Annotated in this window: 9 protein-coding genes; 7 read left to right on the top strand and 2 right to left on the bottom strand. The window is 38.4% G+C overall.

Features of this window, described 5'->3' with window-relative positions; translation table 11 throughout:
• Nucleotides 1–42: 42 nt before the first annotated feature.
• Nucleotides 43–735 carry a Bax inhibitor-1/YccA family protein gene (locus CS889_RS04840; protein ID WP_001240294.1) on the bottom strand — a complete coding sequence of 231 codons (693 nt, stop codon included), beginning with the start codon at nucleotides 733–735 and terminating at the stop codon, nucleotides 43–45.
• Between the two features lie 145 nt (nucleotides 736–880).
• Between CS889_RS04840 and gap the strand changes: the two genes are divergently transcribed.
• From gap to hopJ, 3 genes are all read left to right on the top strand, one after another.
• Complete coding sequence (gap, locus tag CS889_RS04845; protein WP_089087007.1) at nucleotides 881–1,879, top strand: type I glyceraldehyde-3-phosphate dehydrogenase; 999 nt, start codon at nucleotides 881–883, stop codon at nucleotides 1,877–1,879.
• 80 nt (nucleotides 1,880–1,959) lie between these two features.
• A complete protein-coding gene (locus CS889_RS04850) occupies nucleotides 1,960–9,156 on the top strand; it encodes a vacuolating cytotoxin domain-containing protein (RefSeq protein WP_089087008.1) in 7,197 nt (2,398 codons plus the stop codon).
• Nucleotides 9,157–9,207: 51 nt separating this feature from the next.
• Nucleotides 9,208–10,308: a Hop family outer membrane protein HopJ/HopK gene (hopJ, locus tag CS889_RS04855; RefSeq protein WP_089087009.1), complete on the top strand. Its 1,101-nt coding sequence runs from the start codon at nucleotides 9,208–9,210 to the stop codon at nucleotides 10,306–10,308.
• Nucleotides 10,309–10,375: 67 nt separating this feature from the next.
• On the opposite strand, the gene CS889_RS04860 is transcribed toward hopJ, so the two are convergent.
• The gene (locus CS889_RS04860) at nucleotides 10,376–10,582 is read right to left on the bottom strand and encodes a 2-hydroxymuconate tautomerase family protein (protein ID WP_001115881.1); all 207 of its coding nucleotides are present in this window, start codon (nucleotides 10,580–10,582) and stop codon (nucleotides 10,376–10,378) included.
• A 161-nt stretch (nucleotides 10,583–10,743) separates the two neighbouring features.
• On the opposite strand from CS889_RS04860, the gene recR reads away from it, so the two are divergent.
• Genes recR through folE form a run of 4 tightly spaced genes read left to right on the top strand, consistent with a single transcriptional unit; the run spans nucleotide 10,744 to nucleotide 13,929 of the window.
• Nucleotides 10,744–11,325 (top strand): recombination mediator RecR, encoded by a 582-nt coding sequence (recR, locus tag CS889_RS04865; protein ID WP_001099597.1) that lies wholly within the window; start codon nucleotides 10,744–10,746, stop codon nucleotides 11,323–11,325.
• Complete coding sequence (truD, locus tag CS889_RS04870) at nucleotides 11,322–12,467, top strand: tRNA pseudouridine(13) synthase TruD (protein WP_089087010.1); 1,146 nt, start codon at nucleotides 11,322–11,324, stop codon at nucleotides 12,465–12,467. Before recR ends, truD begins: the two co-directional genes overlap by 4 nt.
• Complete coding sequence (htpX, locus tag CS889_RS04875) at nucleotides 12,454–13,386, top strand: zinc metalloprotease HtpX (protein WP_231899369.1); 933 nt, start codon at nucleotides 12,454–12,456, stop codon at nucleotides 13,384–13,386. The genes truD and htpX overlap by 14 nt, the downstream gene beginning before the upstream one ends.
• Nucleotides 13,387–13,929: a GTP cyclohydrolase I FolE gene (gene folE / locus CS889_RS04880; RefSeq protein WP_089087012.1), complete on the top strand. Its 543-nt coding sequence runs from the start codon at nucleotides 13,387–13,389 to the stop codon at nucleotides 13,927–13,929.

Consider the following 13,929-nt stretch of genomic DNA (forward strand, 5'->3'; position numbering starts at 1 on the left):
TTTATTAGGTTTTTGCGTGGCGTCCCCCCCTATTTTTTCAAACTATTTGTCTCTGTCTGAAAAAATACCAATGATTTGCAAGATAGAAATGAAGACATTCAAAAAGTCTAAATACAAGCTCACCGCCGCATCAATGGGGCTATCATACATGCCTTTAACGATGTTTTGGGTGTCATAAGCGATATAAAGACTGAATAAAATCGCGCTCGCTCCCGCAATGACAACCTGGAACATGGGGCTACCCAAAAACAAGTTAATGAGCGAACACACTACCACCACAATCAAAGCGATAAAGAGCATTTTACCCATATTCGCTAGATCGTTTTTAGTCTTAAGGGCATACACGCTCATCAAACCAAAAACAATGGTTGTCATGCCTAAAGCTTGCCAAACCGCTCCTAAACCAGCTTTTGCAATCACCATGCCCAACAAAGGCACTAAAGTAACCCCTGATAATGAAGTGAAAGCAAACAGCATGAATAAATTCAAACCGGGTTTGGATTTAGAAAACATCAAACCAAAAAACGCCGCAATTTCAGCGATAAAAAACACCCATTTATACTGCACTACGGCTTGAAAATTCATTAAACCCAATAACGCCCCAACAGTCGCTAATAACAAACTGCCCGCAAAGAACTTATAAGTCGTTTTAACAAAACTTACCAGCTCGCTTTCATGCAACACAGAATCTTCTGCATACGCGTTACGAGAATTCGCTCTGTCATACAATGCCATGTTTTACTCCTTGAAATTCAACTCAATAAACAATTTAAATTAACCCTATAGCTAGGTCCAATATAATAGCGCAAAATGTAGTAAAATACCAAACAAAACCCCCTAAAAATTGAAATTGAAGTCTGAAAATAGGATAATAGTTACGATGAAAATTTTTATCAATGGATTTGGCCGCATTGGGAGATGCGTTTTAAGAGCGATTTTAGAGCGCAATGATACAAACCCTCAACTAGAAGTGATAGGCATCAATGACCCCGCTAATTGGGAAATTCTCGCTTATCTTTTAGAGCATGACAGCGTGCATGGATTGCTCAATAAGGAGACGCGTTACTCTAATGGTAAGCTTATTATCGGCTCGTTAGAAATCCCTGTTTTTAATAGCATCAAAGACTTGAAAGGCGTGGGTGTTATCATAGAGTGTTCAGGGAAGTTTTTAGAGCCTAAAACGCTAGAAAATTATCTTTTGCTTGGGGCTAAAAAGGTGTTGTTATCCGCTCCCTTTATGGGCGAATACGATGAAAAACAATACCCTACTTTAGTGTATGGGGTCAATCATTTTCTCTATCAAAACCAAGCCATTGTTTCTAACGCCTCTTGCACGACTAACGCTATCGCGCCCATTTGCGCTATTTTAGATAAAGCTTTTAATATTAAAGAGGGCATGCTAACGACCATTCATAGCTACACGAGCGATCAAAAGCTCATTGATTTGGCCCACCCTTTGGATAAACGGCGCTCCAGAGCGGCTGCGAGCAACATTATCCCCACCACCACTAAAGCCGCTCTGGCCTTGCATAAAGTGTTACCCAATCTCAAAAACAAAATGCATGGGCATAGCGTGAGAGTGCCTAGCCTTGATGTGTCCATGATAGATTTGAGTTTATTTTTAGAAAAAAAGGCTCTCAAAGATCCGATCAATGATTTATTGATTGAAGCTTCCAAAGGGGTTTTAAAAGGCGTGTTGGAGATAGATTTGAAAGAAAGGGTGAGTTCTGATTTCATTTCTAACCCTAATAGCGTTATCATCGCGCCTGATTTGACTTTCACGCTAGAGAATATGGTCAAAATCATGGGGTGGTATGATAACGAATGGGGGTATTCTAATCGTTTGGTGGATATGGCGCAATTCATGTATCATTATTGAGTCATTTTGCGAATCTTTTTGAGTTTGTTTAACATCAAATTGTATAATGTGGGATTTAATAAAAACGATTGGAGTTTTAAATGGCGTTTAAAAAGGCCAGATTGATTTCCAGGTTTATTTCAAAGGGATCTTTCAAATTGAATAAGATCTCAAAGAAATTTTTCACATTGAATCGAATCTTAAAGCGTGAAAAGCCCTTAAAACGCCATAAAAAAACAAAATCCATTGAAAAGCCCTTTAATAAAAACAAATCTTTTTTAAAAGCTTCGGTTTTATTGATAGGAGCGTTAGGGGGGTTGTCCCACCTAATGGCTAACGAATGCCGTTATTGGTCATGGTCGTCTTGGAGTTATCAAGACAATATTGAAAGCGGTCCCAATTCACCCACGCACAACTCCTATTGTCTTTTTAGCAGTACTCAAGACTCTGGGACTTATTATTTAAACACTCTTACCACTTATAGCGCTGGTGGGGCTAGTTTCACGCAAAAATTCAATAACGGCACGCTTGATATAAGGGGGAATATCCGCTTTGGAGGCACAGGTATTAATGGAGGTGATGTAGGGTATATCACAGGCACTTATGACGCTCAAACGATGAATTTTAATTCTAGCCATATCACAACCGGAAACTCATACGCTGATGGCGGTGGGGCTACGCTCAATTTTAACGCGACTAACAATATCACTATCAATCAAGCGAGTTTTGATAACAGCGATGCAGGGACACAAAAATCTTACATGAATTTTAAAGGTTCTAACATCAAAGTCAGTGGCTCTAGCTTTACAGATGACACTGATGGGGGCTTTAATTTCAGCGGTAATAACAATAATAGCACCATCTCCTTCAATCAAACCAGCTTCAATCAAGGGACTTATAATTTTAGTAACAGCACAAGTTCAAGCTTTGATAATAGTAGTTTCAATCAAGGCACTTATGATTTTAATGACAGCGTAAGCTTTAATAATAACACCTTCAATCAAGGGACTTATGATTTTAATGACAGCGTAAGCTTTAATAATAACACCTTCAATCAAGGTGCTTATCACTTTAATACCAGCAAGGTGAGTTTTTCAGGTACCAACACTTTAAATTCAAGTTCGCCTTTTGCTAGCCTTAAAGGCAGTGTGTCTTTTAATTCTAATGCGATCTTTAACCTCAATCAAACCCTTAATAATAATCAAACCTATGACATTCTCACTACAAACGGGGCGATCCAGTATGGGGTTTATCAAAGCTATTTGTGGGATCTAATCAATTATAAGGGCGATAAGGCTATTAGCCATGTTGAAGTGGGTAATAACACTTATGATGTAACCTTTGACATTGACGGGCAAGATGAAACCTTACAAGAAACCTTTAACAACCAATCTATTATTACCCAATTTTTAGGCGACAATTTACAACAACAAGCCCAAAAAACCTATCAAGAGGATGTAGCTAATTCCCAAAACGCTTTGAATGGTGTTACTAGCGACAACACGATCGCAAATAACGATACAAGCTACACTCAAAGCAAAAATGCTACTGTAGCTAAAGACGCTCAAAGTTTAGAAAACACCAACCAACAAATCCAACAAGATGAGCAAGCGTTAGAAAAAGATTTAGAAAATGTCAAACAATTAGCCAACTCCACCACAGGCTTTAACGAACAAGCTTTCACTCAAGCGCAAAAACAAGAACAACAAGATGAACAAACCTTACAGAATGAGGAAAACGCTTTTAATACGGAACAAGAGGGATTGAAACAAGCGATAGCTAACGCTAAACATGTAAGCCCCACACCAAATCCGACACCAAGCCCCACACCCACTCCTACAAAACACACAGCGCCAAACACTCCCCCTAGTCAAGTTCCGCCCACGCCTACTCAAAATCCACCTGCAGAAAGCGTGTGGAATGGGGTTTATTGGCTTCAAAACAAAACTTACTCAAACAAAGGCATTTATTATATTGATCCTAACCTTTCAGGACAGAGCGGTCAAAGCGGCAACACGCTCAGCACCTATACAGCTAATTTGTTAGGGAGAAGTTTTGGCGTCAATGCTAACAATGGCACTTTGATCATAGGGAATAACACAGAGGGCGTGAATAGTAATGGGTTGATTTGGATAGGGCATGGAGGCTTTGGTTATATTACCGGGACTTTTAATGCGGCTAACATTTACTTGACCAATAATTTTAAAACCGGTGAAGGCGTTTCAAACTCAGATGGTGGGGGAGCGAACATCACCTTTAAAGCAAGCGATAATATCACTATGGATGGCTTGAATTACAATAACGCTGAAACCGTTACTAAAATGATTCAAACAGGGGCCAGTCAGCATTCCTATACCACTTTTGACGCTACCAATAATATCAGCGTGACCAATTCTAGTTTTAGCGATATGACTTGGGGGAAATTCAGTTTTAGCGCTAAGAATATTTCGTTTTCTAACGCTTCGTTTAGTGGCTTTACAAACCCTGGAGGATCAAGCGTTATCAGCGCTAACGCTTCTAATTCTTTAAGCTTTATCAATTCTCGCTTGAATGGTGGAGCAGTTTATAATTTGTGGGCTAATAGCCTTATTTTCAATAACACGCAAGCGGTTTTCAATGTCTTGTATTCTAGGGGGACAAGCAATTTTAACGCTACCACACAGCTTTTAGGCAACACGAGTTTTACGCTTAGCTCTCAAAGTTTGCTGAACTTTAATGGCGATACAACTTTGCAAAACAACGCTAATATCACGCTTGGCAATAAAAGTCAAGCCGCTTTTAAAAATTCTTTAACGCTTGATAATAATTCTAATTTAAGCTTAGACAATCAAAGCGTTTTGAATGCGAATGGCACAAGCGCTTTTAACAATCAAGCGAGTCTCAATATTTATAATGGGAGTCAAGCGACCTTTAATAGCCTCTTTTTTAATGGCGGGACACTCAGTCTTAACGCTAGTAGCAAACTCAACGCTTCTAACGCTAGTTTTTCAAACAACACCACTATTAATTTAGACGATAGCGTTTTATCAGCCAATAACACAAGCTCTTTAAACGCTAATATCAATTTTCAAGGAGCAAGCCAGGCTGATTTTGGAGGCAACACGACTATTAATACAGCAAGCTTTAATTTTGACAGCGCAAGCTCATTGAATTTTAATAACCTTACGGCTAATGGGGCGTTAAATTTTAATGGTTATGCGCCCTCTTTAACTAAGGCTTTAATGAATGTCAGCGGGCAGTTTGTTTTAGGGAATAATGGGGATATTAATTTATCTGACATCAATATTTTTGACAGCATCACAAAATCTGTAACTTATAACATCTTAAACGCTCAAAAAGGGATTACTGGCATTAGTGGGGCTAATGGCTATGAAAAAATCCTTTTTTATGGCATGAAAATCCAAAACGCTACCTATAGCGATAATAACAACATTCAAACTTGGTCGTTTATAAACCCTCTCAATTATTCTCAAATCATTCAAGAGAGCATTAAAAATGGGGATTTAACCATAGAAGTTTTAAATAACCCCAACTCAGCTTCCAACACTATTTTTAATATCGCTCCTGAGCTTTATAATTACCAAGCTTCCAAGCAAAATCCTACCGGCTATAGCTATGATTATAGCGACAATCAAGCAGGCACTTATTACTTGACAAGCAACATTAAAGGTCTTTTCACCCCTAAAGGCTCTCAAACTCCTCAAGCCCCAGGCACTTATAGCCCGTTCAACCAGCCTTTGAGTAGTTTGAATATCTACAATAAGGGTTTTTCTAGCGAGAATTTAAAAACGCTTTTAGGGATCCTTTCTCAAAATTCCGCCACCTTAAAAGAAATGATTGAATCCAACCAATTAGACAATATCACTAACATTAATGAAGTGTTGCAGCTCTTGGATAAGATTAAAATCACCCAAGCGCAAAAGCAAGCGCTCCTAGACATTATCAACCATTTGACTGACAACATCAATCAAACCTTTAATAACGGGAATCTCGTTATAGGCGCTACCCAAGATAATGTTACAAACTCTACCAGCTCTATATGGTTTGGGGGCAATGGCTATAGCAGCCCTTGCGCGCTAGATAGCGCCACTTGTTCTTCTTTTAGAAACACTTACTTGGGGCAATTATTAGGCTCAACTTCCCCTTATTTAGGCTACATTAACGCTGATTTTAAAGCTAAAAGCATTTATATTACCGGGACAATTGGAAGTGGTAACACCTTTGAAAGCGGAGGGAGTGCGGATGTAACCTTTCAAAGCACTAATAACTTAGTGTTGAATAAAGCTAATATAGAAGCTCAAGCCACAGACAATATCTTTAATCTTTTGGGTCAAGAAGGGATTGATAAAATCTTTAATCAAGGGAATTTAGCGAATGTTCTTAGTCAAATGGCTATGGAAAAAATCAAGCAAGCCGGCGGTTTAGGGAACTTTATAGAAAACGCTCTAAGCCCTTTGAGTAAGGAATTACCCGCTAGCTTGCAAGATGAAACCTTAGGCCAACTTATAGGTCAAAATAACTTAGATGATTTATTGAATAATAGTGGAGTCATGAATGAAATCCAAAACATTATCAGTCAAAAATTAAGCATTTTTGGCAATTTTGTTACCCCATCCATCATAGAAAACTACCTTGCTAAGCAGTCTTTAAAAAGCATGCTAGACGATAAAGGGCTTTTGAATTTTATCGGTGGGTATATAGACGCTTCTGAGATAAGCCCTATTTTAAGCGTGATTTTAAAGGATATTACTAACCCCCCTACAAGCCTGCAAAAAGACATTGGTGTGGTGGCGAACGACTTATTGAACGAGTTTTTAGGACAAGATGTGGTTAAAAAGCTAGAAAGTCAAGGCTTAGTGAGTAATATCATCAATAATGTTATTTCTCAAGGCGGGTTGAGCGGCGTTTATGATCAAGGTTTAGGGAGCGTGTTACCGCTCTCTTTACAAAACGCGCTCAAAGAAAACGATTTAGGCGCTCTTTTATCGCCTAGAGGCTTGCATGATTTTTGGCAAAAAGGGTATTTTAACTTTTTAAGCAATGGCTATGTTTTTGTCAATAACAGCTCTTTTAGCAACGCTACTGGGGGTAGTTTGAATTTTGTCGCCAACAAGTCTATTATCTTTAATGGCGATAATACGATTGACTTTAGCAAGTATCAGGGCGCATTGATTTTTGCTTCTAATGGTGTTTCTAATATCAATATCACCACCCTAAACGCCACGAATGGCTTAAGCCTTAATGCGGGTTTGAATAACGTGAGCGTTCAAAAAGGAGAAATTTGTATCAATTTAGCCAATTGCCCTACAACCAAAAACAGCTCTCCTGCAAATTCTAGCGTAACCCCCACCAATGAAACTTTAAGCGTGCGCGCTAATAACTTCACTTTCTTAGGCGCAATCACCTCTAATGGGGCTATTGATTTGTCCCAAGTAACAAATAATAGCGTTATAGGCACGCTCAATCTCAATGAAAACGCAACCTTGCAAGCCAATAATTTAACGATCACTAACGCTTTTGACAACGCCTCTAACTCTACGGCTAACATTAATGGTAATTTCACCTTAAACCAACAAGCGACTTTAAGCACTAACGCTAGTGGTTTGAATGTCATGGGGAATTTTAATAGCTATGGCGATTTGGTGTTTAACCTCAGTCATTCAGTTAGTCATGCCATTATCAACGCTCAAGGCGCAGCGACGATCATGGCTAATAACAATAACCCTTTAATCCAATTCAATACTTCTTCAAAAGAAACAGGCACTTACACGCTGATTGATAGCGCTAAAGCCATTTATTACGGGTATAACAACCAAATCACAGGAGGCAGTAGCCTGGATAATTACCTTAAGCTTTATGCGCTCATTGATATTAATGGCAAGCACATGGTGATGACTGACAACGGCTTAACCTATAACGGGCAAGCCGTGAGCGTTAAAGATGGCGGTTTAGTTGTAGGCTTTAAGGATTCTCAAAACCAATACATTTACACTTCCATTCTTTATAATAAAGTGAAAATCGCTGTTTCTAATGATCCTATCAATAACCCACAAGCCCCCACTTTAAAACAATATATCGCTCAAATTCAGGGCGTTCAAAGCGTGAATAGTATTGATCAAGCTGGAGGCAATCAAGCGATTAATTGGCTCAATAAAATCTTTGAAACTAAGGGAAGCCCTTTATTCGCTCCCTATTATTTAGAAAGCCATTCCACAAAAGATTTAACCACGATCGCTGGAGACATTGCCAACACTTTAGAAGTCATCGCTAACCCTGATTTTAAAAATGACGCCACCAATATTTTACAGATCAACACCTACACGCAGCAAATGAGCCGTTTAGCCAAGCTCTCTGACACTTCAACTTTCGCCCGTTCTGATTTCTTGGAACGCTTAGAAGCCCTTAAAAACAAGCGGTTTGCTGATGCGATCCCTAACGCTATGGATGTGATTTTAAAATACTCTCAAAGGAATAGAGTTAAAAATAATGTGTGGGCGACAGGAGTTGGAGGGGCTAGTTTCATTAGTGGAGGCACTGGAACTTTATATGGTATCAATATAGGGTATGACCGATTCATTAAGGGCGTGATTGTGGGGGGTTATGCCGCTTATGGGTATAGCGGGTTCCATGCAAACATCACTCAATCAGGCTCTAGCAATGTCAATATAGGCGTTTATAGCCGAGCGTTTATCAAAAGAAGCGAATTGACCATGAGCTTGAATGAGACTTGGGGATACAATAAAACTTTCATCAACTCCTATGACCCCCTACTCTCAATCATCAATCAGTCTTACAGATACGACACTTGGACGACTGACGCTAAAATCAATTATGGCTATGATTTCATGTTTAAAGATAAAAGCGTTATTTTTAAACCCCAAGTAGGCTTAAGCTATTATTACATTGGCTTGTCCGGTTTAAGGGGTATTATGGATGATCCTATTTACAACCAATTCAGAGCCAATGCTGACCCTAATAAAAAATCCGTTCTAACGATCAATTTTGCCCTAGAAAGTCGGCATTATTTCAATAAAAACTCTTATTATTTTGTGATTGCGGATGTGGGCAGAGACTTATTCATTAATTCTATGGGGGATAAAATGGTGCGTTTCATCGGTAATAACACCCTAAGCTATAGAGATGGTGGCAGATACAACACTTTTGCCAGCATTATCACAGGCGGGGAGATAAGGTTATTCAAAACCTTTTATGTGAATGCGGGCATTGGGGCTAGGTTTGGGCTTGATTATAAAGATATTAATATTACCGGAAATATTGGTATGCGCTATGCTTTTTAATGGTATCATTAAACCCATTTTTAACAAGCCCAATTCATAGCAGGATCACCCATGCAATTTCCAAAAACCTTATCTTCTTTATCTTTATTATTTTTATCTTATTGTATCGCTGAAGAAAATGGGGCGTATGCGAGCGTGGGGTTTGAATATTCCATCAGTCATGCCGTTGAGCACAATAACCCCTTTTTGAATCAAGAACGCATCCAAACGATCTCTAACGCTCAAAATCAAATCAATAAACTCAATCAAGTCAAAAACGAAATCACAAACATGCCCAACACCTTTAACTACATCAACAACGCTTTAAAAAACAATGCTAAACTAACCCCCACTGAAAAGCAAGCCGAAACCTACTACCTGCAATCCACGCTTCAAAACATTGAAAAAATAATGATGCTTAGCGGGGGCGTTGCGTCTAACCCACAATTAGCCCAAGCGTTAGAAAACATGAAAAAACCCATTACTAACCCTTTAGAATTGGTAGAAAACTTAAAAAATTTAGAATTACAATTCACCCAATCTCAAAACAACATGCTTTCTTCTTTGTCTTCTCAGATCGCTCAAATTTCAAATTCCTTAAACGCGCTTGATCCTAACTCTTATTCTAAAAACGTTTCAAGCATGTATGGGGTAGGTTTGAGCGTAGGGTATAAGCATTTCTTTACCAAGAAAAAAAATCAAGGGTTTCGCTATTATTTGTTCTATGACTATGGCTACACTAATTTTGGTTTTGTGGGCAACGGCTTTGATGGTTTAGGCAAAATGAATAACCACCTCTATGGGCTTGGGATAGATTATCTTTATAATTTCATTGATAATGCAAAAAAACATTCTAGCGTGGGTTTTTATGTAGGCTTTGCTTTAGCGGGGAGTTCGTGGGTAGGGAGTGGTTTAGGCATGTGGGTGAGCCAAACGGATTTTATCAACAATTATTTGACTGGTTATCAAGCTAAAATGCACACGAGTTTTTTCCAGATCCCTTTGAATTTTGGGGTTCGTGTGAATGTTAATAGGCATAATGGCTTTGAAATGGGCTTAAAGATCCCTTTAGCAGTCAATTCTTTTTATGAAACGCATGGCAAAGGGTTAAACACTTCCCTCTTTTTCAAACGCCTTGTGGTGTTTAATGTGAGCTATGTTTATAGTTTTTAGGGGGGTAGGGAAACAGAAACCCCTTAAATGTTGGTGCACCGCAACCTTTGAATTTTAAAAACTAGATTTAGTTTTTTTGCCTCAAATGATGGACGCTCTCGCCCCCAAGACCATAATTATTAGAATCGACCTCATCTATAATAACCACAATAGAAGCCTTATTTTTGTTTAACACCTTCACCATCAAATCTGAAACCCCTTCAATCAATTGCTGTTTTTGCTCGTTTGTTGGCCCTCCATTTTCTGGCACAAGTTTGATATTGATAAACGGCATGTTATTCCTTAAAATTGAGATAGCGTATTATAACACTTTTATCTAAACGCTCCATTAGTGCTTTTTCATCTTAAACCCTCTTTTAAAAAACAATAAAATAAAAAACAATAAAAGCCCTTTTAGTGGCTTTCAAGTCAAGTTAAGTTTGATATACTAACAGAATGAATACTTATAAAAACAGCTTGAATCACTTTTTAAATTTAGTGGATTGTTTAGAAAAAATCCCCAATGTGGGTAAAAAGTCCGCCTTTAAAATGGCGTATCATTTGGGTTTGGAAAACCCCTATCTAGCGCTAAAAATCACGCACGCTTTAGAGAACGCCCTAGAAAACCTTAAAACATGCGCATCTTGTAACGCGCTCAGTGAGAGTGAGGTTTGTGAGATTTGCTCTGATGAGAGCCGGCAAAATTCTCAGCTTTGCATGGTTTTACACCCAAGAGACGTGTTTATTTTAGAAGACTTAAAGGATTTTTTAGGGCGCTATTATGTGTTAAATTCTATAGAAGACATGGATTTTAACGCCCTAGAAAAACGCCTGGTTGGAGAAAACATTAAAGAAATCATTTTTGCTTTCCCCCCCACTTTAGCTAACGATTCTTTAATGCTCTACATTGAAGATAAATTACAACACCTCCATCTCACTTTCACTAAAATCGCTCAAGGCGTGCCTACTGGAGTGAATTTTGAAAACATTGACTCCGTTTCGCTCTCAAGGGCGTTTAATTCAAGGATCAAAGCATGAATTTAAACTTTATGCCCCTATTGCACGCCTATAACCATGCGAGCATTGATTTTCATTTCAATTCTAGCGCTAGGGATTTTTGCGTGCATGAAGTGCCTTTGTATGAATTTAGCAACACGGGCGAACATGCCGTTATTCAAGTGAGAAAAAGCGGTTTAAGCACTTTAGAAATGCTTCAAATTTTTTCTCAAATTTTAGGGGTAAAAATCGCTGAATTGGGTTATGCGGGCCTGAAAGATAAAAACGCGCTGACGACTCAATTCATCTCACTCCCTAAAAAATACGCCCTTTTATTAGAAAAAAATACGAGCAACTTTCAAGAAAGAAACCTTAAAATCCTGTCTTTGAATTACCATCACAATAAAATCAAATTAGGGCATTTGAAAGGGAATCGCTTTTTTATGCGTTTTAAAAAAATGACCCCCCTAAACGCTCAAAAGATTGAACAAGTTTTAGAACAAATCGCGCAGTTTGGCATGCCTAATTATTTTGGCTCACAACGCTTCGGGAAGTTCAATGACAACCATAAAGAGGGTTTAAAAATCTTACAAAATGAAACGAAATTTGCCCACCAAAAACTAAACGCTTTTTTAATTTCAAGCTATCAAAGTTATTTGTTTAATTCGCTTTTAAGCAAACGATTAGAAATCAGTAAAATCATTAGCGATTTTAGCGTCAAAGAAAATTTAGAATTTTTTAAACAAAAAAATTTAAGCGTCCATTCAAACACCCTAAAAGCCCTTAAAAACCAAGCCCACCCCTTTAAAATCCTAGAAGGCGATGTGATGCGCCATTACCCTTATGGGAAGTTTTTTGACGCTTTAAAATTAGAAAAAGAAAGCGAAAGGTTTTTGAAAAAAGAAGCTGTGCCTACGGGGTTACTGGACGGCAAAAAAGCTCTTTATGCAAAAAATTTGAGTTTTGAAATTGAAAAAGAATTCCAGCATAACCTTTTAAGTGGCCATGCTAAAACGCTAGGCTCTAGGCGGTTTTTTTGGGTGTTTGCAGAAAATATAACTTCTCAATACATCAAAGAAAAAGCGCAATTTGAATTGGGATTTTACTTGCCTAAAGGGAGTTATGCGAGCGCGTTGCTCAAAGAAATCAAGCATGAGAAAGGAGAAAATAATGACGAATTTTGAAAAGATTATCGCGCAAAACAGGCTCAAAACGAACGCGGTTTTAACCACTTATTGCGTAATTTTTGCTTTTATCGGGTTGTTGGTGGATGCTATTAGAATCAACGCTAATGATTTAGGCATAGCCCTTTTTAAACTCATCACTTTTCAAATTTTTCCTACAATTACCATTATCATGTTTTTAGTGGCTTTTGTCATTATTCTTGTTTGTATCCAAAATTTTAGCTCTATCATGTTAAGCGGCGATGAATACAAGCTTATTGACCCAAGCAAGGTTTTAAGCTCCAAAGAAAATCAAATCCATCGCCTTTTATTAGAGCTTTTAGAAGAAGCTAAGCTTCATTTTGAGCCTAAGCTTTACATCATTAACGCCCCTTACATGAACGCTTTTGCGAGCGGGTGGGATGAATCTAATTCCCTTATCGCTCTTACAAGCGCTTTAATAGAGAAGTTGGATAGAGACGAATTAAAAGCCGTGATCGCTCATGAGCTCAGCCACATACGGCACAACGACATCCGCTTGACCATGTGCGTGGGGATTTTGAGCAATATCATGCTGTTAGTGGCTAATTTTAGCGTGTATTTTTTCATGGGGAATCGCAAGAATAGTGGGGCGAATTTAGCCCGAATGATTTTATGGGTTTTACAGATTATTTTGCCTTTTTTAACGCTTATTTTACAAATGTATTTGAGCCGCACACGAGAATACATGGCCGATAGCGGGGCGGCGTTTTTAATGCATGACAATAAGCCCATGATTAGAGCCTTGCAAAAAATTTCCAACGATTACACCAACAACGATTATAAAGAAATAGATAAAAATAGCACCCGATCAGCGGCCTATCTTTTTAACGCTGAAATGTTTAGCACCCACCCTAGCGTTAAAAATCGTATCCAATCCTTAAGAAGACGCGTGATCTAAATGGAAAATTTTTTCAACCAATTTTTTGAAAACATCGGCGAAGACAAGAATCGAGAGGGTTTGAAAGAAACGCCTAAAAGGGTTCAAGAATTATGGAAATTCTTGTATAAAGGCTATAAAGAAGATCCTAGAGTGGCTTTAAAAAGCGCGTATTTTCAAGGCGTTTGCGATGAAATGATAGTGGCTCAAAACATTGAATTCTACTCCACTTGCGAGCACCATTTGCTCCCTTTTTTGGGGAATATTAGCGTGGGATATATCCCTAAGGAAAAGATTGTAGGCATTAGCGCGATCGCTAAACTCATTGAAATTTATAGCAAACGCCTACAAATCCAAGAAAGGCTGACCACTCAAATTGCAGAAACCTTTGATGAGATCATAGAGCCAAGGGGCATGATCGTGATTTGTGAAGCCAAGCATTTGTGCATGAGCATGCAAGGGGTGCAAAAGCAAAATGCGATCATTAAAACAAGCGTGTTAAGAGGCCTCTTCAAAAAAGACCCTAAAACCAGAGCTGAATTTATGCAACTCTTAAAATCTTAG

It is taken from the genome of Helicobacter pylori, from assembly GCF_900120335.1.
GTDB lineage: Bacteria > Campylobacterota > Campylobacteria > Campylobacterales > Helicobacteraceae > Helicobacter > Helicobacter pylori_BU.